Here is a 21,204-nt window from a genome sequence, read left to right on the forward strand (position 1 = left end):
ATGTTTAATTTATTCAACAATCGCTAGAATATTTGTCTCATTGACAACGAGATACTTTTCTTCGCCGTCTTTGACTTCAATTCCTGCATGGCTTTCAACGAGAACAGTATCATCGGCCTTCACGTTTGGAGCAACGAGTTCACCGTTGAGCGTACGAATTCCTTCCCCGACAGCTATAACTTTTGCCGTCTTCGTTGCATCTTGTCCTGCTCCTGCAATGACAAAGCCACCAACTTTTTGTTCTCTTTCTTCTACTTTTAGGACCACACGGTCGCCTAATGGTTTAAGCATTTGTTTACCTCCAATATCTTGTTTTAGCACTCTATATACACGAGTGCTAATATTTACATTTTCTATTGTATCACTTGGTCAGAAATAGTCAAGAAAAAAACTCTGTCAAATGACAAAGTTTTTAAGGGGAAAGCAAATAAGTTTTTATTAGACCAATCTTAATTTTTCTTCAAAATCGTCAATAACTTTTTTAAGATTCAAGCGTCCTTTATAAATACCATAACCAAAGACAAGCATTGCTAGAATCCCTAGTACCGCTAGGATCGTTCCAGCAATAAAGGCAATAAAATTGGTCTGACGGAAGAAATAAACCAGAACAAGACCGATACTAGCAATAGTAAAGAAGAGACTAAACCAACGCCCTAGATTTTCAATCATGTGTTTTTGGTATTGAATTTCCGTTTCATATCCTTGAATCAATTCTTGTTCTGTCATATTTTTCTCCTATTTAGTATTTCAATCCTGGGTTGAAGAAGCCAACCAATACACCAAGGAAAGCAATTACTACAAGAAGCAACATTACTTTGATAGGTGAGAGATTTTTCTTAGCCATTAACCACCAGCAAAAGACGATAAACAAAGCTGTCAATAAACCTGGATAAACACCGTCTAATTGGCTTTGTAAAACCAAGAAGGCTTTCCCTGAAGAATCTTTCAATTTGAAAGCTGTCTTAACAGGTACCCATGTCGCTGCAACCGCACCGATGACCATACCACCAATGATAGACACCGACTTACGGATAGCTTGTCCTTGAGGGCCTACAAGAAATTCAACTGCTTTATCTCCTAGTTCGTACCCTTTAAAGTAGGCGAATTTCATACCAAAGTAGGCGAGCAAGTTCCAAACCACGATATAGAAAATCGCACCAAGTGGTGAACCACCATTTGACAAACCGAGAGCAATACCTAGTATAATCGGAATCAAGGTACCAACAATCAGTGAATCACCAATTCCTGCAACAGGTCCCATGAGACCAGCACGAAGACCGTTGATTGTTTCATCATCTACTCCATCAGCCCCATTCGCACGCGCTTCTTCTAAACCTGCTGTAATCCCTACAATCAATGCACCTAATTGCGGCTCCGTGTTAAAGAATGCGGTGTAGGTGTGCATTGCTTTTGCTTGATCTTCTTTTTTAGAATATAATTCTTCCACAATTGGTAGCATTGAAGCCAGATATCCAAAGGTTTGCATGTGTTCTTGTGAGAAGCAAGTTAAGTTCCCATAATACCAATGATGAAAAGATTTTCCTAATGTTTTTTTCGTTAATTTAACCATTTTAAATATCCTCCTCATCGTCATCATCAAAACTTGCACTGGCAGCCGCTTGTGCTCTTACATTTTTTGCCATTTGAATTTCATAGAATAATACTGCAAAGATTAATGAAATGACTGCACAAGATACAAGGTTAAGTCCTAATGAAGCTGCTAAAGTAAATCCAACAAAGAATGGAATGAAATCAACAGCTTTTTCAACGATTTGTTTCAAGAGGATAGCAATTCCGACACATGGAAGGAGAGAGCCGACCGTAAAGAGAGTTTTCATTGGAATACCATCCAATGGAAGAGCTGTTTTTAAAGCAGTAACAGCATCAGCACCTAATTTACACATAATAAGCGTTGGCAAGAATGAGAATACTAAATGGGAAATCCATGGGAAGCCCCAGTCTACCACATATAAGCGTTTAAATTCACCTTTTTCAACAGCTTTCCAGCCAATATGTTGCCAAAGTAGATTCATAGTAGCTGTACCATAGAAAAGAACTGTACCGACTGTACCAACGAGTGTTCCCATTGATTTAGCCAAGTTAGCAGCATCTGCAGAGTCAAGTGATAGTCCTTGTGATTGAATAGCAACCATTGCCAGAGGAATCCCAATATAAGAAACCGCACGAACGTCAGCTGAAACAGTACCGCCAGGTGTTACCAAAGCGATGTAAACAAGTTGCATCGCAACCCCACAGATGATACCTAATTTCACATCTCCTAGGATCAGTCCTGAAACGAGACCACCTACAAGTGGGCGTCCAAGAGTATAGTTACCAATGGATGTACCACCTAGTCCAGGCATGGATGATAGACAGGCAAATAACCCTAATAAAGCGGCTTGAAACCACGAAATTGTCATAATAAAGCCTCCTTAATGCTTATTATATTTTATTAAAAACCGAATTTAGACTTGAAATCGTCCCAATAACCAATAGACACGTCTGGTAAGAGTTGGAATTTTACTTTATAACCAGCTTTTTGAATTGCTTCAAGTGCTTCTGCTTCTTCCTGTGTAATGGATTGATTGTTTCCCAATTTAGTAGCACCCGGACGATCATTAGCTGGACCAACGATGATTTCTTTGATATCACCAGGCACAAAACCTTGATCAACTAGTATTTCTTTCATATCAATTGGATTTTTAGTAATCAAGAAATAGCGACTATCGGAATCCAATACCTTTTGTGATTTTTCTTTCCATGCTTCTTTTGTCCAAACAAATGTTTTTTTATCAGAAGCTGCTTTATAGGCTTGCTTTAAAACTGCATTTCCTGCTGCAGCATTATTGACAGCAACTAAACCGTCACAAGGATATTCCTTTGCCCAACGGGTTACCGTTTGACCGTGAATCATACGGTCATCAATACGCACAAATGAAATTGTCATGATACATCTCCTTTTTATACTCTTTAAATATCGTCTTCATCCTCTTCGTCACTAGAAGTCACATCAAATTCTTGCAATGCTGCGGAAGCTTCTGAGAGAATGGCTTGTGTCAATTCTTTTCCTTCTAGCATATCTTTCATCACTAAACCTGTGAGTCCCATTGTCAAATTAAGACCACCAAGTACGACTGCAGTATTTAACTTGTCAAGTTCCGCTAAAACGTTGCAAGCTGTTGTCAAAGGGCTTCCTCCGACAATGTCTGCCAACACTAAAACTGTATCTTCTACACTAAGACCGGATAATGCTTGACGAAAATCAAGAGCAAAATCATCAACAGACTTGCCTTCTTTTAATCCTACTGCAATGACTTGATCTGTCTTATCACCAGCAAACATCTTCAAAGAGCTTTGTACACCTTCTGCTAGCCCACCATGACTGACTAGTACCAGATATTTCATGTTCTTTCCTCCTTCATTTCCTGTCTTTATTTTACTAAAACTGGAATCGGTTTCATATTGTCAAATGTCACTTTGTAAAGATGACAATTGTTAATTAAAATGTGACATTTGTCATCTAGATTTTCAAAAATAAAAAAATAGCCAACTTTGAGCTGAGCTATTTTCTTTTTAATATTGTTAAACTTCTATTTGCCTGTTTCTTCCATTTCTCTTTGAATACTTGGCAAGCGACTGTCGATTTCATTGTTCTTGAGAGCATTTTCGAGTAAGTGATCAATGCGTTCCAGAGAGTGATAATCCACATCTCGACTAATATCTAAGACAGAATGTTTCATCATATGATCCAATCTTTGAGAAGTCAATGAATTCAGACCAAAATCATCTGCTTGTAAAATCTTTTTCGTCTGACTGCTTTTAACAACTGATAGCAAGACAGATGTTCCTTGCGACTTTTCAAATAAATTCTGTTGAGTTTTTTGATTTTGACACAATAATTTCATAAATTCCCAAGCTAATTTATCTTGTTTTGTCTTTGAAGACATGGCAAAAAGGGACGTTTTCACTTGTGTTGCAGGAATGCCTGCTTTAGCAGCTGGCATGGGAATACAAGTCCAAGAAAATCTAGAATACTTTGCTACATGATAAGGATAAGGTTTATAAGTCCGATATTGCGCCAAACTCATAGGATAAAAAGCAACCTTGCCTTCATCAAAATCATTTGATGTTACCTTGTACCGTTGATTCAATGAAGTTAATTTGCTGATAAAGGACAACGCTTGATGCATTTCTGCGCTATCAACATTGACACCACTTTGATTTCTCAGATGACCATTATAAGCTACTAAGGCCTGCTTCCAGGTATAATCCGTAATACCATACTGGTCAATCAGACCGTCCCCGTTTGTGTCCTTTGTGACTTTTTGACAAATCGCATACAAGTCTTCTAAAGTCCAATTAGAATCGGGAATCGAAACTCCTTCCTTTTCCAGCAAATCCTTATTGACACACATCATGACAGGATTGCTTTCAATCGGCAAAGCATAGCTGTGCCCCTGATATTGTCCGGCTTGATAAGCAACTGGATAGTAAGCGGCAACTTCATTTTTGCTAAGTAAAGAGTCTAAGGATTTGAAAGCCCCGGAAGCCGCTAACATAGAAAAATCATTTTCAGGCACCATAAACACATCTGGCTGTTCCCCTTTTAAAATTTTTTCAGCTAGCCAGCCGTCGTAATCTTTCTTAGGAATACCACTCTCATAGACCACCCTAACTTGTGGATGTGACTTTTCAAATTGTCTAATAATATTGTCTAATATTCTATTTTCACGGCTATTTGGGACATCCCAGCTACTACCAGCATAAACTCCGATTCGCAAAATTTTCTTCTGAGTAGATGTCCATAAAACAAAGCCCAGAGCCACTAGAAGAAGGCTTGAAATTAAAATTACCATATATCGAAATTGCCACTTCATTTGTCATTGTCCTTATTAAAATCACGCTGGGTAACACCTGTCTGTACAGCCCATATAGCTAATTGCGTGCGGTCACGTAAGTTTAGCTTTGATAAGATGCCAGATAAATAATTCCGTATAGTCCCTTCAGACAAGAACAACTTCGCTGCAATTTCCTTGTTTGAAACTCCAAAACCAATTTGTTGGATAATCTTCCACTCAGTCTGACTCATATCTTCTACATTTTCTTCCGCAACAGAAATGGCAAAATTCGACTGCGCCATTTGTGAAAAGATTTTAAACACTTTGCTAGCAATGTTCGGATTAATCATAGCTCCGCCTTTGTGAACCGTTTGAATAGCTTGATACAATTCTTCAGTAGAGACTCCTTTTAAGATATAACCAGAAGCACCATATTTTAAAGCAGAAAAAATGAAATCATCGTCATCAAAAGTTGTTAGAATAATAATTTTGATATCTGGATAGTGTTCTTTGACTGCCTTTGTACAGAGAACACCGTCCATAACAGGCATTCGAATGTCCATTAAAATCACATCAGGGTGTACATGATGCAGTTTGTCAAGCACTTCTTTGCCATCTCCGACTATTCCCACTACTTCAATATCTGGATGTGCCGATAAAACAATCTGTAAAGACTCACGAATCAAGGCCTGATCATCTGCAATTAAAACTTTAATCATTCTTTCCTCCTATTTTCGGAATTTTAATATAGGTATAAAAGCCATTACGATTTTCAAAATGGACACTACCACCAATAATCGCTAGGCGTTCCTGCATTTGCTTTAGACCATAACCATAGTGAAGCTCGTCAAAACCAACTCCATCATCTTGTATAGTCATGATATAATTCTCTTCTTCTAATAACTCAATCCAAACCGTTTTGGCATGCCCATGCCGTACCGAATTGGTAATGGACTCTTGAATCACCCGAAAGACAATATCTTCTTTTGCAACATCCAAATCAATTGTGGCCCATTCATAGCGAAAATGAATTTCCAAATTAGAAATGGCTTCATATTCTCGAATAATTTTGAACAACGCTTCCTTTAAGCTATTATTTTCTAAAGCACCAGGTCGCATTTTATTGAGTGAACCTCGTACATCACGGATACCATCTCGTACAACCACAGAAACATTTTCTAACTGTTCCTTAGCACGATTTTTGTCAATATCCACCAATACTTTAACTGCATCAATCCCCGCAGAAATCCCTGTCAAAGCATGCCCTAGCGTATCATGAATTTCTCTAGCGATTCGCTTTCTTTCACGGTCTTCTGCGATTTTTTCAGATAAGGCTAAATAACTATTCAACTCGCGATTGGCTTGTGCGGCCATGCGTAGCTCTTCTTCAATATGGTGTTTTTCGGTCATCGCAGATAAAATATAGAATAGTAGAGAAATCATAAAGACAACTAGATTCAGTGAAAAGAGAAAATTCTTTCCAAAAAGGAGAGCCATGCGAATCGATTCTGGACAAAAGCGAATATAAGTATCTAACGAAGGCAATTTAACAAAAAGCGACATTAAATCATAGTTGGATAAGAGCAACATGGTAAAACTCAAAATGATAAAGGAAAACCAGTATTTCCGATCTTTTGAGGTGTTAAATTCTTTGGAACCATAAAAAATATCTGCAAAAACTAAGAGAATCAGACCATTATAAGAAGAATGCAAGACAGAAAAGATAACTAACATCAGCAAAATCTCAATAATAGTTACTTTATCATAAACGGATAGCTGATTTGGATGCTTCTCACGGTAATAAAAAACCAACAATAAGCAAGCATAAAAAGCAATAGACATCCAAAAGCTAAAACTCGGCGATCCTGGTATAGCATCTAAACGTCCTAACAGTGAATGAGCATATCCTTTTGCCACTACATAATTCGTTGCAAAAAGATAAATAGAGGCATTGTAAACAATAGCAATAAAATTGATGACCATCAAAGCAATTTTGCTATAAAAGATACTTCTATTTTGTCTCATTATTGCCACCCTGTAATTGTATATTGAGCGATATTCTCTTTATTTACTAAATGAACAGGAATGAGATATTCCTCTTTGTAAGCTTGATGTTTCATCATGCGCTCAATCACTTCTGTCACCTTTCTGCCCATTTGAATCGGAGACTGAGCAACCGTCCCTTGAATATCATTGGTATTTGCCAAGAAATTTTTAATATCAGGTGAGCCATCTACGCCATAGATTGCAATCTTGTCTGTCACACCTTGATCTTTTATAGCCGCAAGAGCTCCGATAGCTGCACGATCATTTAAAGACATGACCACATTAAATTGCATCCCTTCATTCAGGGCTTTTTTTACTTGAGGCATACTTTCTTCTGTTTGCCCCAATGTCTCTCGCTCAGAGACCACCTGATAAGCAGGATGTCCTTTAATCGTGTCTAAAAATCCTTGAATTCGGTCCATCGCAGACACTGCATTACGATGTTCCAACAGTAAAATCTTCGCACTTGATAATCGTTTCATCATATCATTTGCGATTAACACGCCTGCTTGATAATTATCAGATACAATAGTTGTATCAACCTTGGCTTCCTTACTAATCGGTGCATCTACAACAATAATTTTAATACCTGCCTTTTTAGCTTTCCTCAAAGATGCAATAATTTTTGAACTATCGCTTTTAACGGGGTTAATGACAATGACATTCACTTTTTCTTGAACAAAATAATCAATCTGCTGGCTTTGCTTGTCTTCGTCTAGTTCTGGATCTCGCACATAAAGCCGATTGCCCTGTTGATTCGTTTTTTTCTCAATCTCCGCATTTAAAGTTTTATAAAAATCATTATTCATCGTCATATAGGTTGCTCCTATCTTGACCTGTTTACTATCTGATGACATTCCCTTTACATAGAGAAAAACTAAGCCCGTCAAAACAAAAACTAATAGAGAAAATAATAGATATTTACGACAATTGCGATATTGCTTTTTTCCTTTACCTGCTCTCATTTTTTCTCCTTATCAACAGCAATCTTAAACAGAAAACTCTGTTTTAGCTAAGTTTATTATATTATATTTATACAAAAAAACAAAACTTCGACAAGAAAAAGAAATGTGAAAAACTTGAAAAATCCCTCTCACTTTCTTGTTTTTAGACTCAAGTTGAAACTAAATGCAACATCTTTTCAGATTGTTGGTTTCTATATTGTGCATATTTTTCGTACGTTGTTGAAAGCACAAAATGTTAACAGTTTTTACTCTAACTAGAAATAAGTAGACTGGATGTTGTCCAGCCTACCTTATTTTTATTTAAAACGGCAATTCCTCTTCTTCTAGAACCAAATCTGCCAAGTCTGCACCTGTATTATTCTCACGAAGAGCTCGTTGGGCACGACTTTCTAATAACTGGAAGCCGTTGCAAAGTACTTCTGTTACATAATGTGTCACACCGTCTTTCTCATAACGGCGAGTACGAAGTTCTCCATCAAGAGAAATTAAGCTTCCTTTTGTTGCATAACTTGCTAATGTTTCGGCTAATTTGCCCCAAACAATGACGTTTACAAAATCCGCTTCTCGCTCGCCATTTTGTCCTTTATATCGGCGATTAACAGCAAGCGTTGCACGCGCCACAGATTTATCATTAGCTGTTTTATTTAACTCTGGTGTATTAACCAAGCGACCAATTAAAATTACTTTATTATACATTTTCTTTTCCTCCTAACTATTTATTCGTAAGAAAAAAGAAAAAATCGTGAAAATTCACGATTAATTTGTACTTATTCTTGCCAATGTTTGATTGGATCAAAAGCTGTTCCTACTACTTCTGAGCTTGCTAATTCAATAATTCCGCGCTTTTGTGGGGCATTTGGTAGTTGCAACTCACGAGGACTGCACATCATACCAAAACTCGCTACTCCACGCAGTTCACCAGGAAAAATCAAGTTTCCTTTTGGCATCATAGCACCAGGTAATGCCACAATCGTCTTGAGACCCACTTTAGCATTAGGCGCTCCTGCTACGATTTGAATTACTTTTTCTGCTGCGACTCTTACTTGACAAATATTGAGATGGTCACTATCCGGATGTGCTTCCATTTCAACAATTTCACCTACTACAAATTTTGGAGTAAGATCATTGACTAATTCTAGCTCAAAACCTGCTTGACTTAATTCTTGGTTAAGAATTGAAATTTCTTCATCAGTCAGGAAAACTTGTCCGCGATCAGTGATATTAAAAAGATTGGAAACCCAAAAAATATTCCAAGCAACCGTTTCTCCAGTATCTTGGTGATAGACACGCACCACATCACCTTTGCGTTCAGCAGATAACTTAGCATCTTGACTGTCTGCAACAATCACCATCAACACATCGCCAACATGCTCTTTATTATATGTAAAAATCATTGTTCCTCCACTATATACAATTCATACTAACTGTGCTAAAAATTCATTGATTTGCATCTTCGTTTTTCGCTCTCGATTAACAAAACGACCAATTTCTTGCCCATTTTCTAAGACTACCAGGCTAGGAATGCCATAGATATTCCATTTTTTGGCAACTTCCATATAGTCATCACGATTAACCTCAACAAAGGTAAAATCGGGATTTTCTGCTTCGATTTCAGGCAGCAATGGTTTTAGAAAACGACAATCTCCGCACCAGTCAGCTGTGAAAAGGAAAACAGTTTTTCCTTCACGATTTACTAATGTTGCTAATTCTTCGATAGTTGCTGGAATCATCATTGCTCTTCCTCATAGCTCAATTCGCCATTTTCATACACAAATGTAAAGTGCCGATCATCTTCGTACACCACACCACCAACCAATTGGTGTTCATCTGACTTATATAATTGCACATACAGTGTAGCAATTGGACCTAATTCAGATAACCTTTTCCGAATGTCAGCAACTAATTGCTCACGCTGCTCAGCTTCTTTTCGTTCATCCAACGTTTTTTTAGTAGCATAAGCTGCAATCCCTACTCCCGCAAGTGCAGCCGTTGTTAATAGAATCTTTTTAGCTTTCATGACAATATTTTAACACAAAAGATAAATTGGGACAAATCGAAACACTATTGTTTTTTATCTTTGAACGCTACCCAACTATGATAGAAAATGATAAAATAAGAGCAGAAAGAAGGTTAATGATGTCAGAATTATTTTCAAAAATTAAAGAAGTGACAGAAATCTCTGCTATTTCAGGGCACGAAGCGCCTGTTCGTGATTATTTGCGTGAAAAAATCACCCCTCATGTGGACGAAGTCGTAACAGACGGCCTAGGAGGCATTTTCGGAGTGAAACATTCAGAAGCTATTGATGCGCCACGTATACTCGTTGCTGCACACATGGACGAAGTTGGCTTCATGGTGAGTGAAATCAGAGCAGACGGAACTTTCCGAGTCGTTCAAATCGGAGGTTGGAATCCACTGGTTGTCAGCAGCCAACGCTTTAAATTATTTACTCATACAGGAGACGAAATTCCTGTTATTTCAGGCTCCATTCCACCGCATTTGACACGTGGAACAGGTGGACCAAGTCTACCAAGGATTGAAGACATCGTTTTTGACGGTGGGTTTGCTGACAAAGCGGAAGCTGAAAGCTACGGGATTCGTCCCGGTGACACGATTGTGCCAGACAGTTCCGCTATCCTCACAGTCAACGGCAAAAATATCATTTCTAAAGCTTGGGATAATCGTTACGGTGTTCTCATGGTGAGTGAACTAGTTCAAGCTCTGGCTGGAGAAAAACTTGACAACGAACTTTATGTTGGGGCAAACGTCCAAGAAGAAGTTGGCTTACGTGGTGCTCATGTTTCAACGACTAAATTTGACCCAGAAGTTTTCCTTGCGGTGGACTGTTCTCCAGCTGGTGACATTTATGGCGATCAAGGTGCCATCGGAGAAGGAACCTTAATTCGTTTCTTCGATCCAGGACATCTCATGCTACCAAATATGAAAGACTTCCTTTTGACAACCGCAGAAGAGGCAGGTATCAAATATCAATACTACTGTGGCAAAGGCGGTACTGATGCAGGTGCAGCACATCTGAAAAATGGCGGCGTACCTTCAACTACTATCGGTGTCTGTGCACGCTATATTCATTCTCATCAAACGCTCTATGCAATGGACGACTTCCTCCAAGCTCAAGCTTTCTTACAAGCTCTGGTTAAGAAGTTGGATCGCTCAACTGTTGATTTGATCCAAGGTTATTAATACTTTGTGAAAACCGCTTCACACTTTATTTGTTTTTTAACTTTTATTAGCGATAAGCTAGATAAAGTTGCAGACAGGCTAGATGAGATTATAAAATTTCTTGAAAAATAAAAGGAAAAGGATATTGTGAAAAAAGGTTTTAGAACACCTAATCTAAGTAAACGTGTAAGCAGTCACACAACAGGAAAACTCACACGTTCTACGAGAAGTCTCACCAATCCGTTGTATGGAAAAAAAGCACAGGATTCGCAAACGACCCAGAGCGAGCATTGTACAATAAAATCTATAATAAAACTACTTTCGGGACAGACGAAGATGGTTGTGTGTTTGGTTGTGGGTGTTTAGCAGTTGTTTTTACAATATTTATATTGTGGATTCTGGTGAATTCGTTTTTTTCAATAAAATAAAAATACGGGGAGAGAGTATGAAAGAAATTTATAGAACATTTACAGCTGTAGCTGGTACGGAATATAGAAAAGAAGATGCTAGAAAAGCCTATAACTTCATTTGTGACTCTAAAAATGAAAAGACAAATGAAGTCCGTTTTGAACCAGAACCAACTAATCCTTACGACCATTATGCTATTAAAATTTATATTTTTGATATTTTCGTTGGATATGTACCAAGAAAACAATTAAGAAAATTAAGAAAAATGCTCCACGAACCTGATAAATACAAATGCATAGCAACTGCTGAGCCCAATTGGTGGGACGAAAAAGATTATAACTTTATAATCTTTTATAAGTTTTACGAGTAAAAAATCCCCACGCTCAACTTTGGCCGCTGCGAGCGTAGAGCGTACCTATGGAAGTCCTTGACCAATCTTTAGGGCACACAAAGATATATATAACATAAGCATTCAAATTCATAACGATCTTCCCCCCCCCAGTTTCGGACGCTTTTATTGCGCATATAGCCCCGAATTTCCCTCTACCAAACTTCATATTCTGTAATTGTTTGCCGATTTTAAGATATAAAAAAGAATGCCTCTAAACCTGATATATTTAGATTTCTAACAATACAATCATATCATATTATATTTTATTGAATATAAAATAAGCTAGGTTATAAATTTACATTTGAAAAGGCTGCGGACAGTGATGTCCCAGCCTTTTTCTGCTTTCATCATTTTTACTTATTGCTTAAGCCCATCAACTTACGAAACTCAGGAATCCGTTGCAGCTGCGGAACAATGAGCATCGTCACAAATACTCGTAAAGGAATTTCAAAAACTGACCAAGCCCGAGCTGCATATAGAGCAAAAAATGGTACCTTATATTGCAAATGTAGAACTAGTGGTATCAATGTAAATGTTCCCACTCCCATAATAGCTAATGTGGCTAATGTAACCCACAACCAGTCTTTCTTGCGCTCTACTTTCAATTCTTTTCCATAAAAGAAATAACCATAGAGCATACCTTGCAGCGCTTCAATCAATGTAAACCAGATAATAAATGGATGTCCTTGATTTACAAAAAAGAAAGAGGCTACATCGTAAACAGCAGAAACCAGACCAGACAATAATGGACCAGCAATCGTGCCCATAAGGGTATAGCTAATAAAGGCAGGGCTTAGCTTCCATAAATTAGGAATAACAAAGACTGAGAACTTCTCCAACACAAAGCAGAGAGCCACAATCATAGCAAGGGCAACTAAAAGTTGCACCGACAACTTAGGCGAATTCTTTTTCATAGTTCGCTCCTTTTCTATTCGGGAGCCGTCTGATCGACAGCGGATGCAATGGCCTACCGCACAAAAGTTTCGTTGTATGGAAACATCCCATCCATACACACTTAACGCAGACCACTTACTCTGTGCAAATGAATTGCTCTTTTATTCTATCATATTTTAATTAGTTAGAAAATTATTTTTTATCTATCATTCAGTAGATATTTTCTGACTTCTGCAAGGAAGTAAAGAGAGCCTGTGATAAGCAACAGCTCTTTCTCTTCGTGTTCATCTCTTTGATACTGTGTTAAATAATGCTCCCAATTAACAAAGGCAAGCTTTTCATTCTTTGCCAAACCTTGCATCTCTTCTTTTGAAAAACTTCGTACATCAGCAAATGAAGTTAGTAATAATTGTACTTGTGGAACCTCTTTTAACAAAGCAATCATTTCTTGTACATCTTTTGTCTGAATACAAGAAAATAAAACCTTTTTTTGATAATCTGGAAAATGGCTTTCTATAGAAGCAATCAGTGCTTTCATTGCATGAGGATTGTGTGCACCATCTAGAAAAATCAAAGGTGCAGTTGAAATTTTTTCCAAACGAGCAGGCCAATACGTTTGTTTCAATGCCCGTCTTATCTCATCTTGCCTTAACAACGGCAAACCTTTCAAGTAGCAATAGTGATCGCACAATTCAAGTGCCAATCCCGCATTCTCAACTTGATGAACACCAAAAAGAGCACTTTGATAGCCTTCTTTCAGCCTACATGCGTTTGAAAACAAGAATTCTTCTCCCTCTGCCAAACTTTGCACAGGCTCCACCTGATAGCCTTGCCCATAACAAACATGAGGAGACTGAAGTTGTTGAGCCTTATTGTGAATAACTGCCAGTGGTTCGGAAGCAATCTTTCCTGTCACCAACGGCACACCCTCTTTGATAATACCGGCTTTCTGCTCTGCAATGTCTGCTAAGCTTGTTCCTAAAATTGCCGTGTGATCAAGTCCAATTGTCGTAATAGCTGTTAAATCCGGTTGACATACATTGGTGCTGTCCAATAAACCACCTAGCCCTACTTCCATGATAACCACATCTACCTGTTGCTGAAGGAAATACTCATAAGCCAAAACTGTGATAATTTCAAACTCTGTTATTTCCTGTAAAATCGTATCATCTGCCTGTTTTTTTAATAAGCCTTGATAGGTTTGCAATAAAGAATGAAAATCTTGGTCAGAAATAGACACTCCATTGATGGCAATTTGTTCATTATAAGACATCAGATAAGGTGATGTAAACGTTCCAACACGTAGCTTCTTTGCTTGCAAAAGCTGACGTAAATGCGCAATTGTTGATCCTTTTCCATTGGTACCGGCAACATGAATGACCGATACTTGCAAATGCGGATTCCCCCGCAATGCTAAAAGCCGCCTCACTCTTTCTAAGCCCAAATGTGGTTCTGTTGTTTGATGCTGCTGCAACCATTCTAAGTGTTGTTCTTCTTTTTCTTTCATCATCTTTCTTATCCAATCTATAATGCTCTCATTTTATCATAGAAGTGAGATTTCTACAAAAAGATTTACCAAAAAATGAGCAAGAAAAGAAGAGAAACACTATTACGCACTAAATGACTAAAAATAGAGAATTCTAAACGAAGACTTGACTTTGGAATAACAAAAGAAAGTAATAATCCCAAACCTGTATAAATGATAAAGCATACCAAATCAGCTGGATTTCGTAAAACGATAAATATCAAACTTCCTATAATAAAACTCGCTCGTGCTTGACCTTTTAAAAATAGAAAGCGAACAACATAGGATCGCACTTCAGGAACGAGCGCAACTACATCAACACCTAGTAAAAAAAGAGAGGAGTGAATGAAAAGACTCATAAACAATTTCTGACTTTCTGAGACTTCTGCCAAACCTTCTACAATCATCAGATAAGCTCCTATTGCATTGATAAGTACCATCATAAGATAGGAAAAATGTAGTAAGGGCCAGTAACGAGCAACCAATATCTCTGATTTAAAATCGGTTAATTCTCTGGAAAAATAACGAAAATAAAGTAGTCCACAAAAAAACAAAATGAACAAAAATACAAAACTGGACTGCTGAAAGGTTAACGATTTGGATAAAGGTGTCGTCAACAATACCAAGGTAATCTGTGTTAGAACGATCAGCAAGCTCATTTGAAGAATATTTTTTATGTTTTTCATTTTAACTCCTTTTTCTACCTTTTTAGTATAAAAAATTTCAACGATTTTACCAGGAAATGCCCTAAAAGGTTATCTTTTATACCTAAAATAGGAGAAAATGAAATAAAGTAAAATAAGAATTTTCTTAACAGTCCATCTTTATCCCACAACAGTTTTTTTAATAAATTGAAACAAAGTGTTCATTCAAAAAATAAAAATAGAAACAATCTCTTTAGGACTATAAGTCAAATTAAGATTGTGCCTATTTTTTGAATTATAATTTAGTTCTTGTTTCAGACCTATTTAATCATTTTTCTTCACTAAAATTTCAAGAGTTTCAAGAAGATTTTCTCCATTGACTTCAATCGTATCACCAGTTGCTTTGATTTTAACTTCAACGATTCCATCTGCAGCTTTTTTCCCGATCGTCACACGGATTGGTAGGCCAATCAAGTCACTATCGCTGAATTTCACACCAGCGCGTTCATTACGATCATCTGTCAAGACCTCGTAGCCAGCTTTGAGCAGCTCCGCTTCTAGTTGTTCTGTCAAAGCAAGAGCTTCTTCATCTTTGACATTTACAGGGATTAGATGCACATCAAATGGTGCTAATTCTTTCGGGAAATTGATTCCCCAAGCATAGCGATAGTCTCCTTTTGGTGTTTTATTGACGAAGAGACGTGCGTGTTGCTCCATAACAGCTGATAAGAGGCGGCTGACACCAATACCATAGCAGCCCATTACAACAGGAACTGCACGACCATTTTCATCTAAAACAGCCGCATTCATACTTTCTGAATAACGAGTTCCTAATTTAAAAATATGTCCAATTTCAATGCCACGTGCAAATTTCAAGATACCCTGTCCATCTGGTGAAATTTCTCCTTCACGCACCTCGCGAATATCCACATATTCTGCTGTGAAATCGCGGCCCGGATTGACACCGGTCAAATGATAACCATCTTCATTGGCACCAATTACTGCATTGCGCATATCTTGAACTTTGCGATCAGCGATAATTTGAACATATTCTGGAAGATGAACAGGTCCAAGAGAACCAAAGTTGGCTCCAAATAATTCACGAACTTCTTCTTCACTTGCTGGTTCAAAAAAATCAGCACCTAGATAATTTTTCAGCTTGACTTCATTCAGTTGATCATTCCCAACAAGAAGCGCTACAATCGGTTTTTCATCAGCAATATAAACCAACGTTTTAATTGTTTGGCTTTCATCAACATGAAGAAAAGCAGCGACTTCATCAATTGACTTGCAATCTGGAGTCTCTATACGAGTCAATTCCTCTTCTGCCACGACACGATTGCTTGGTTTGTATTCATTTGTTGCCATTTCCAAATTTGCAGCATAGCTTGACTCGCTTGAATACACAACAGTATCTTCACCAGACACCAACCAACTTGTCAATTCAGCTTTAATGGCTTCTTGCACATCAGCTGGAATTTCATCAAAGCTAGCGACTGACTTGTCCAAGACAACCCAACGGTTGAGGTCTGTCCGTTCAGGTGTAATGGCCATAAATTCTTGACTATCCTTTCCACCCATGGCACCACCGTCACCGATAATACCTTTAAATTCAATCTCACTACGAGTAAAAATATTTTCATAAGCCGTCTTGTATTCATCATAAGTCACGTCTAGGCTATCGTAATTGGCATGGAAGCTATAACCATCTTTCATGATAAATTCACGTGTCCGCAAAAGACCATTCCTAGGACGTTTTTCATCACGATATTTGGCTTGGATTTGATATAGATTGAGCGGGAGCTGTTTATAAGACTTGACAGAATCCCGTACAATTGCGGTGAATGTTTCTTCGTGAGTTGGCCCCAAGATAAAATCTGAACCTTCACGATTTTTTAATTTATAGAGATCTTCACCGTAAGTTTCATAACGACCAGATTCACGCCAAAGATCGGCACTAAGAAGTGCTGGAGCCAGCATTTCGACTGCACCAATTTTCTCAAATTCTTCCCGCATGATTTTTTTTGCTTTTTCAATCACACGATTTGCTAAGGGCAAATAAGAATAAACACCTGCTGATATTTGACGGACATAACCAGCCCGCAACATCAAGGCATGACTAATGACTTGCGCATCACTAGGCATTTCCCGCAGTGTTGGGATTAACATTTTACTTTGTTTCATAAATTCTTCCTTTTATTTATTATTTAGAATTCACCTTTTAAAAGAAGGTTCTCATAATATCATTCCAGGTCACCGCAATCATTAGGAGTACCATAACAGCGACACCTGCCAACGTGACATAGGTTTCTGTTTCCTGCTTTAATGGTTTACGACGAATGGCTTCAAGCAGATTGAGCACAATTTTTCCACCGTCAAGCGCCGGGATAGGAATGAGATTAAAAATGCCGATATTCAGAGAGAGCATAGCTAATAAAGCGATAACACTTTCAATTCCACCTTTAGCTGCTTCACTGCTGGCTTTGTAAATCGCCACAGGACCGCCCAGTTTATTGATGTCTGGATGGAAAATTAAATTTTTTAAAGCATCAAAGATGCGGAAGCTAGCGTTCCAAGCCATGCTAAATCCGCCCGCAATCATAGACGGAAAATCCGATTTCAAGCCCGGTATCACTCCTAATAAATATCTACCTTGCTCTTTTTTAGGCTTAACTGTCAGCTCTTGAACTTTATTTCCGCTTTTAACAGTCACATTTAGTTCTGACTGCCCTTTACTGTTTTTCGTCTCAGACTGAACAGCTTGGGTCAAATCTGACCAATTCTTAATTTCTGTTTGACCAACTTTTAAAATTTGGTCGTTGTTTTTTACACCAGCCTGAGCTAAGGCGCCCCCCTGTAAGACACGAACATGATTTGTATGCTGGTCTGCAACACCTCCCTGCATGAAAATCAACAGCAGAAAAGCTACAATTCCCAAAATGAAGTTGTTCATCGGACCAGCAAAGTTGGTAATGAGGCGACCGCCAAGGCTGGCATTTTGATATTGGACATCAAGTGGTGCAATCCTCACTTCTATACCGTCTTCTTCTACGATTGTTGCGTCATGGTCAACCGCATACGTTTTTTGCTCATCTAGTACCAAACCAGTGATTTCAAGCTTATCTTCCAAATCAAAGCCTGTCACATTCATGGGCAAAGCCGTCTGGTCGATTTTCTTGCCCGAAAGATTGATTCGGATAACCTTGCCTGCTTCATTTAAAGTCAAACTAGCAGGTGTTCCCGTCTTAATCTCTGTTGCGTCATCACCCCAGCCTGCCATACGAACATAGCCACCTAGCGGTAACATCCTAATAGTATATGCTGTTCCATCCTTGCCAATATGAGCAAAAATTTTTGGACCCATTCCAATAGAAAACTCGCGTACCAAAATGCCTGATTTTTTCGCAAAATAGAAATGTCCAAATTCATGAACGACAACAATAATTCCAAAAATAATGATAAAGGTGATAATTCCTATAATACCTGACTGCATTACACCAACCTTTCTACGTTCTCATAGTAATGATTTTCCTTCATTTTATTTTATAGCAAAACAAGGATACTCCATTTTGCTTAAGTTTTGCTTACATTATACATCTCGCAAAAGAAAATTTCCATTTCTGGAAATTCTTTTCGGCTTTCTCATTAGAATAATCCAAAGAAATGCATCAAGGGAAAGACGAACAACATGCTGTCAAAACGATCCAAAACACCACCATGACCTGGGATAAATTTACCTGAATCTTTGACTCCAAAATGGCGTTTAATCGCACTTTCTACCAAATCTCCAAATTGACCAGCAATACTAAAGAATACAGCAAAAAGAAGCATGATGGGGAGGTGATGAGGTGCAGCAACATTTTTATCAAACAACATAAAAATGAATGTCACTAGGACTGCTGAAACAATCCCACCCAGACTACCTTCTACGGTTTTATTTGGAGAAACATGAGGAGCTAAACGACGCACACCATATCTTCGCCCGACCAAATAAGCTCCGCTATCAGTTGCCCAGACAATAAACAGAGCCAGTAGTACTTTGTCAAAACCAGCTACACGTGCATCTAGCAAGGCGTTGAAACCAATCCCTACATAAAAACTAGCAGCAATCGGATAAGCGGCATCTTCAAAACTGTAATGTTTCCCTAAAACAGTTGAGCCCAACAATATAAAAACAACTAAACTATAAGCCACCACGTTTCCATCTACCGGCAAAAATTTCAAATAATTTTCGAGTGGAATAGTCAGCACAAAAGCAGCCAACATGGCTAAAATACCCTCTAAAGTGGTTGTCCTAAGTCCTTTCATTTGTAGCAATTCATGAACACCTAGCATAGCTAAAAGTCCCATACCAATTTGCAGAAGAGGCCCTCCCATCATCAAAATCGGAATGAAGATAGCAAGTGCTATGCCTCCAAAAATCACACGTCTTTGTAAATCTTTATCCATAAATTCTCCTACACACCGCCAAATCGACGATTTCGTTTACTATATTCCTCAATAGCTGCTTTCAATGCTTTTCCATCAAAATCTGGCCATAAAATATCTGTAAAATACAGCTCGCTATATGCACTTTGCCAAGGCAAAAAATTACTTAAACGCACTTCACCACTTGTCCGAATAATCAAATCCGGATCACGCAACAAGCGAGGTAGATTGCTGGTTTGTAAGTAGTTGGCAATCATTTCTTCATTAATCTCTCCCGGACTGAATTTGGCATCTAACACATCTTGAGCAATCATTTTAACAGCCTGAACAATTTCAGCACGACCGCCATAATTCAAAGCAAAATTAAGGATTAAACCTGTATTGAGCCGCGTCAATTCTTCCGCCTTGCAAAGTGCCTCATAAGTTGCCTTAGGCAAACGTTCTGTATCTCCAATCATTTGAATTTTGACATTATTTCGATGCAACTCAGGCACATAACGATCATAAAATTCAACAGGCAAATTCATGATAAAACTGACTTCTTTTTGAGGACGAGACCAATTTTCTGTAGAAAACGCATAAACTGTTAACACCTGAACACCCAATTCCTTGGCTGCAATCGTAACATTTTGCAATGTTTCCATACCGGACTTATGTCCAAAAACACGCGGCTGCATGCGCTTTTTAGCCCAACGACCATTCCCGTCCATAATGATACCGATATGTTTTGGTATCTGTAATGGAACTTCAATTTTTTCTTTTTTCTTAAAACTAAACATCTGCTTGTTTTCCTAATAAAGTTTTACATTTCATTATATCATAAATCCTATGGATATGCGCAATTGACCCCTATTTTTGTCCCTAAACGAACAAAACAGCCGAAAGGCTGTTCTGCATTATTGTAATTGCTATTTTATTCTTCAATAGCTGAATCTTCTGACATTTCAACGCTTCCATCAGCTCCTGCAACTGCTGTGATTCCCTCTGTCAGCGGCAATACAGTTTTGATAGCAGTTAATTCAAACGTCAAGTAAACACCATCTACATCAAGGACAACTGTTTTCTTTTCAGTATCGACTTCATCAACCGTACCATACAAACCACCAATTGTAATAACTTCATATCCTTTTTGTAATTTATTCAAGCTTTCCATCCGTTTATCTGCTTGTTTCTTTTGAGAACGTTGCATGAAGAACATCAAGCCCATCATCACAACCAACATAATTAAAATTGAAAAACCGTTACCCATTTTAGTCTCCTTTAGATTTCATATATTATCTACTATAGCAGATTTTAAAGAGATTTACAAGACAGTTCCATTGATTGTACAAAACTCTATCTCAAGGCTGAGATTAGCAATTCACTCTCTTTACTTCATGACCTGTTTTTTCCAACAAACGAAGAAAATCGCTATAAGCAATGTTGAGCGTGGTACTATTTACAAATGGATGAAAACCAACGGTTAAACTAGGATCGACTTCCTCGTCCACAATAAGCTGAACTTTCTTTTCCTTATCAAAAAGCAGCCCAAAAGGTGTGACTGCACCTGGCTCTACCTGCAAAAGCTCCTCTAGTTCCTTGTCATTAGCAAAAGATAACCGTTTTTCATCTAAGACTTCTGCCAAATGTTTAATGTTTGCTCTTTTCTCGTCGCGCAAAATGACTAAATAAAATTGTCGTCCTTTTTTACTTTTCAACACGAGATTTTTCACCTGCTGTCCTGGTAAAACAATTCCTTTTTCAGCCGCTTCAATCACTGAAGAAATTGGTTCATGATCTAGACGCTCATAAGCAATATGCAAATCATCCAATACTTGATAAATCTTTTCTTCGTTTGTCATTTATCCACTCCTTATGTAAGAGGTTTCCTGCTTTTATTATACCA

At 38.0% G+C, this 21,204-nt stretch carries 25 protein-coding genes and 1 riboswitch; of the genes, 2 read left to right on the top strand and 23 right to left on the bottom strand.

Features of this window, described 5'->3' with window-relative positions; genetic code table 11:
- Positions 1-9: 9 nt before the first annotated feature.
- From groES to HMPREF1514_RS06425, 14 genes are all read right to left on the bottom strand, one after another.
- Positions 10-291, bottom strand: a complete 282-nt coding sequence (gene groES, locus HMPREF1514_RS06360) for a co-chaperone GroES (protein ID WP_037598121.1) — start codon at positions 289-291, stop codon at positions 10-12.
- 147 nt (positions 292-438) lie between these two features.
- On the bottom strand, positions 439-726 hold the full coding sequence (locus HMPREF1514_RS06365; RefSeq protein WP_003039055.1) for a hypothetical protein: 288 nt from the start codon (positions 724-726) through the stop codon (positions 439-441).
- A 13-nt stretch (positions 727-739) separates the two neighbouring features.
- Positions 740-1,570, bottom strand: a complete 831-nt coding sequence (locus HMPREF1514_RS06370; RefSeq protein ID WP_003070729.1) for a PTS system mannose/fructose/sorbose family transporter subunit IID — start codon at positions 1,568-1,570, stop codon at positions 740-742.
- A 1-nt stretch (position 1,571) separates the two neighbouring features.
- Complete coding sequence (locus HMPREF1514_RS06375; protein ID WP_003028530.1) at positions 1,572-2,420, bottom strand: PTS mannose/fructose/sorbose/N-acetylgalactosamine transporter subunit IIC; 849 nt, start codon at positions 2,418-2,420, stop codon at positions 1,572-1,574.
- Positions 2,421-2,452: 32 nt separating this feature from the next.
- Positions 2,453-2,947 carry a PTS system mannose/fructose/N-acetylgalactosamine-transporter subunit IIB gene (locus HMPREF1514_RS06380; protein WP_003028529.1) on the bottom strand — a complete coding sequence of 165 codons (495 nt, stop codon included), beginning with the start codon at positions 2,945-2,947 and terminating at the stop codon, positions 2,453-2,455.
- 23 nt (positions 2,948-2,970) lie between these two features.
- Positions 2,971-3,405 (bottom strand): PTS sugar transporter subunit IIA, encoded by a 435-nt coding sequence (locus HMPREF1514_RS06385; RefSeq protein ID WP_003070731.1) that lies wholly within the window; start codon positions 3,403-3,405, stop codon positions 2,971-2,973.
- Between the two features lie 185 nt (positions 3,406-3,590).
- Entirely contained in the window at positions 3,591-4,877 is a 1,287-nt protein-coding gene (locus HMPREF1514_RS06390; protein WP_037598124.1) for an ABC transporter substrate-binding protein, read from the bottom strand.
- Positions 4,874-5,557 (bottom strand): response regulator transcription factor, encoded by a 684-nt coding sequence (locus tag HMPREF1514_RS06395; RefSeq protein WP_037598125.1) that lies wholly within the window; start codon positions 5,555-5,557, stop codon positions 4,874-4,876. Before HMPREF1514_RS06395 ends, HMPREF1514_RS06390 begins: the two co-directional genes overlap by 4 nt.
- The gene (locus HMPREF1514_RS06400; protein WP_037598128.1) at positions 5,550-6,863 is read right to left on the bottom strand and encodes a sensor histidine kinase; all 1,314 of its coding nucleotides are present in this window, start codon (positions 6,861-6,863) and stop codon (positions 5,550-5,552) included. The genes HMPREF1514_RS06395 and HMPREF1514_RS06400 overlap by 8 nt, the downstream gene beginning before the upstream one ends.
- The gene (locus HMPREF1514_RS06405) at positions 6,863-7,849 is read right to left on the bottom strand and encodes a sugar ABC transporter substrate-binding protein (RefSeq protein ID WP_037598130.1); all 987 of its coding nucleotides are present in this window, start codon (positions 7,847-7,849) and stop codon (positions 6,863-6,865) included. Before HMPREF1514_RS06405 ends, HMPREF1514_RS06400 begins: the two co-directional genes overlap by 1 nt.
- Positions 7,850-8,149: 300 nt before the next feature.
- Positions 8,150-8,545: a single-stranded DNA-binding protein gene (locus HMPREF1514_RS06410; protein WP_003070740.1), complete on the bottom strand. Its 396-nt coding sequence runs from the start codon at positions 8,543-8,545 to the stop codon at positions 8,150-8,152.
- Between the two features lie 71 nt (positions 8,546-8,616).
- Entirely contained in the window at positions 8,617-9,243 is a 627-nt protein-coding gene (gene ytpR, locus HMPREF1514_RS06415) for a YtpR family tRNA-binding protein (protein ID WP_037598131.1), read from the bottom strand.
- 21 nt (positions 9,244-9,264) lie between these two features.
- Positions 9,265-9,582 carry a thioredoxin family protein gene (locus HMPREF1514_RS06420; RefSeq protein WP_003070744.1) on the bottom strand — a complete coding sequence of 106 codons (318 nt, stop codon included), beginning with the start codon at positions 9,580-9,582 and terminating at the stop codon, positions 9,265-9,267.
- Positions 9,579-9,866 (bottom strand): DUF4651 domain-containing protein, encoded by a 288-nt coding sequence (locus HMPREF1514_RS06425; RefSeq protein ID WP_037598135.1) that lies wholly within the window; start codon positions 9,864-9,866, stop codon positions 9,579-9,581. The genes HMPREF1514_RS06420 and HMPREF1514_RS06425 overlap by 4 nt, the downstream gene beginning before the upstream one ends.
- Before the next feature lie 119 nt (positions 9,867-9,985).
- Between HMPREF1514_RS06425 and pepA the strand changes: the two genes are divergently transcribed.
- Both pepA and HMPREF1514_RS06435 read left to right on the top strand, forming a co-directional pair.
- The gene (gene pepA / locus HMPREF1514_RS06430; RefSeq protein WP_037598138.1) at positions 9,986-11,050 is read left to right on the top strand and encodes a glutamyl aminopeptidase; all 1,065 of its coding nucleotides are present in this window, start codon (positions 9,986-9,988) and stop codon (positions 11,048-11,050) included.
- A 424-nt stretch (positions 11,051-11,474) separates the two neighbouring features.
- The gene (locus HMPREF1514_RS06435) at positions 11,475-11,807 is read left to right on the top strand and encodes an HIRAN domain-containing protein (RefSeq protein ID WP_037598140.1); all 333 of its coding nucleotides are present in this window, start codon (positions 11,475-11,477) and stop codon (positions 11,805-11,807) included.
- Positions 11,808-12,181: 374 nt separating this feature from the next.
- Here HMPREF1514_RS06435 and HMPREF1514_RS06440 read toward each other — a convergent pair whose 3' ends face one another.
- The 9 genes from HMPREF1514_RS06440 to HMPREF1514_RS06480 all read right to left on the bottom strand — a co-directional run bounded on the left by HMPREF1514_RS06440 (position 12,182) and on the right by HMPREF1514_RS06480 (position 21,160).
- Positions 12,182-12,742 carry a folate family ECF transporter S component gene (locus HMPREF1514_RS06440; RefSeq protein WP_006268441.1) on the bottom strand — a complete coding sequence of 187 codons (561 nt, stop codon included), beginning with the start codon at positions 12,740-12,742 and terminating at the stop codon, positions 12,182-12,184.
- 35 nt (positions 12,743-12,777) lie between these two features.
- Positions 12,778-12,867, bottom strand: a riboswitch (THF riboswitch).
- Between the two features lie 54 nt (positions 12,868-12,921).
- Positions 12,922-14,229, bottom strand: coding sequence for a bifunctional folylpolyglutamate synthase/dihydrofolate synthase (locus HMPREF1514_RS06445; RefSeq protein ID WP_198014308.1), 1,308 nt, complete (start codon positions 14,227-14,229; stop codon positions 12,922-12,924).
- Positions 14,230-14,294: 65 nt separating this feature from the next.
- Positions 14,295-14,933: a CPBP family intramembrane glutamic endopeptidase gene (locus tag HMPREF1514_RS06450; RefSeq protein ID WP_037598145.1), complete on the bottom strand. Its 639-nt coding sequence runs from the start codon at positions 14,931-14,933 to the stop codon at positions 14,295-14,297.
- A 282-nt stretch (positions 14,934-15,215) separates the two neighbouring features.
- Positions 15,216-17,075 carry a proline--tRNA ligase gene (locus HMPREF1514_RS06455; protein WP_037598148.1) on the bottom strand — a complete coding sequence of 620 codons (1,860 nt, stop codon included), beginning with the start codon at positions 17,073-17,075 and terminating at the stop codon, positions 15,216-15,218.
- A gap of 37 nt (positions 17,076-17,112) precedes the next feature.
- Positions 17,113-18,384 carry a M50 family metallopeptidase gene (locus HMPREF1514_RS06460; protein ID WP_037598150.1) on the bottom strand — a complete coding sequence of 424 codons (1,272 nt, stop codon included), beginning with the start codon at positions 18,382-18,384 and terminating at the stop codon, positions 17,113-17,115.
- 152 nt (positions 18,385-18,536) lie between these two features.
- Entirely contained in the window at positions 18,537-19,340 is an 804-nt protein-coding gene (locus HMPREF1514_RS06465; RefSeq protein ID WP_037598151.1) for a phosphatidate cytidylyltransferase, read from the bottom strand.
- An 8-nt stretch (positions 19,341-19,348) separates the two neighbouring features.
- Entirely contained in the window at positions 19,349-20,098 is a 750-nt protein-coding gene (locus HMPREF1514_RS06470) for an isoprenyl transferase (protein WP_037598153.1), read from the bottom strand.
- A 134-nt stretch (positions 20,099-20,232) separates the two neighbouring features.
- Positions 20,233-20,568: a preprotein translocase subunit YajC gene (yajC, locus tag HMPREF1514_RS06475; protein ID WP_003070761.1), complete on the bottom strand. Its 336-nt coding sequence runs from the start codon at positions 20,566-20,568 to the stop codon at positions 20,233-20,235.
- A gap of 103 nt (positions 20,569-20,671) precedes the next feature.
- Positions 20,672-21,160, bottom strand: a complete 489-nt coding sequence (locus tag HMPREF1514_RS06480; protein WP_003070763.1) for a prolyl-tRNA synthetase associated domain-containing protein — start codon at positions 21,158-21,160, stop codon at positions 20,672-20,674.
- Positions 21,161-21,204: the final 44 nt, after the last annotated feature.

The sequence above is a fragment of the Streptococcus sp. AS20 genome, assembly GCF_000524255.1.
Classification (GTDB): Bacteria; Bacillota; Bacilli; order Lactobacillales; family Streptococcaceae; genus Streptococcus; species Streptococcus constellatus.

Coding starts and splice junctions, on each gene's coding strand:
- groES (WP_037598121.1), bottom strand. CDS start 291: ATGCTTAAACCATTAGGCGACCGTGTGGTCCTAAAAGTAGAAGAAAGA.
- HMPREF1514_RS06365 (WP_003039055.1), bottom strand. CDS start 726: ATGACAGAACAAGAATTGATTCAAGGATATGAAACGGAAATTCAATAC.
- HMPREF1514_RS06370 (WP_003070729.1), bottom strand. CDS start 1,570: ATGGTTAAATTAACGAAAAAAACATTAGGAAAATCTTTTCATCATTGG.
- HMPREF1514_RS06375 (WP_003028530.1), bottom strand. CDS start 2,420: ATGACAATTTCGTGGTTTCAAGCCGCTTTATTAGGGTTATTTGCCTGT.
- HMPREF1514_RS06380 (WP_003028529.1), bottom strand. CDS start 2,947: ATGACAATTTCATTTGTGCGTATTGATGACCGTATGATTCACGGTCAA.
- HMPREF1514_RS06385 (WP_003070731.1), bottom strand. CDS start 3,405: ATGAAATATCTGGTACTAGTCAGTCATGGTGGGCTAGCAGAAGGTGTA.
- HMPREF1514_RS06390 (WP_037598124.1), bottom strand. CDS start 4,877: ATGAAGTGGCAATTTCGATATATGGTAATTTTAATTTCAAGCCTTCTT.
- HMPREF1514_RS06395 (WP_037598125.1), bottom strand. CDS start 5,557: ATGATTAAAGTTTTAATTGCAGATGATCAGGCCTTGATTCGTGAGTCT.
- HMPREF1514_RS06400 (WP_037598128.1), bottom strand. CDS start 6,863: ATGAGACAAAATAGAAGTATCTTTTATAGCAAAATTGCTTTGATGGTC.
- HMPREF1514_RS06405 (WP_037598130.1), bottom strand. CDS start 7,849: ATGAGAGCAGGTAAAGGAAAAAAGCAATATCGCAATTGTCGTAAATAT.
- HMPREF1514_RS06410 (WP_003070740.1), bottom strand. CDS start 8,545: ATGTATAATAAAGTAATTTTAATTGGTCGCTTGGTTAATACACCAGAG.
- ytpR (WP_037598131.1), bottom strand. CDS start 9,243: ATGATTTTTACATATAATAAAGAGCATGTTGGCGATGTGTTGATGGTG.
- HMPREF1514_RS06420 (WP_003070744.1), bottom strand. CDS start 9,582: ATGATGATTCCAGCAACTATCGAAGAATTAGCAACATTAGTAAATCGT.
- HMPREF1514_RS06425 (WP_037598135.1), bottom strand. CDS start 9,866: ATGAAAGCTAAAAAGATTCTATTAACAACGGCTGCACTTGCGGGAGTA.
- pepA (WP_037598138.1), top strand. CDS start 9,986: ATGTCAGAATTATTTTCAAAAATTAAAGAAGTGACAGAAATCTCTGCT.
- HMPREF1514_RS06435 (WP_037598140.1), top strand. CDS start 11,475: ATGAAAGAAATTTATAGAACATTTACAGCTGTAGCTGGTACGGAATAT.
- HMPREF1514_RS06440 (WP_006268441.1), bottom strand. CDS start 12,742: ATGAAAAAGAATTCGCCTAAGTTGTCGGTGCAACTTTTAGTTGCCCTT.
- HMPREF1514_RS06445 (WP_198014308.1), bottom strand. CDS start 14,229: ATGAAAGAAAAAGAAGAACAACACTTAGAATGGTTGCAGCAGCATCAA.
- HMPREF1514_RS06450 (WP_037598145.1), bottom strand. CDS start 14,933: ATGAAAAACATAAAAAATATTCTTCAAATGAGCTTGCTGATCGTTCTA.
- HMPREF1514_RS06455 (WP_037598148.1), bottom strand. CDS start 17,075: ATGAAACAAAGTAAAATGTTAATCCCAACACTGCGGGAAATGCCTAGT.
- HMPREF1514_RS06460 (WP_037598150.1), bottom strand. CDS start 18,384: ATGCAGTCAGGTATTATAGGAATTATCACCTTTATCATTATTTTTGGA.
- HMPREF1514_RS06465 (WP_037598151.1), bottom strand. CDS start 19,340: ATGGATAAAGATTTACAAAGACGTGTGATTTTTGGAGGCATAGCACTT.
- HMPREF1514_RS06470 (WP_037598153.1), bottom strand. CDS start 20,098: ATGTTTAGTTTTAAGAAAAAAGAAAAAATTGAAGTTCCATTACAGATA.
- yajC (WP_003070761.1), bottom strand. CDS start 20,568: ATGGGTAACGGTTTTTCAATTTTAATTATGTTGGTTGTGATGATGGGC.
- HMPREF1514_RS06480 (WP_003070763.1), bottom strand. CDS start 21,160: ATGACAAACGAAGAAAAGATTTATCAAGTATTGGATGATTTGCATATT.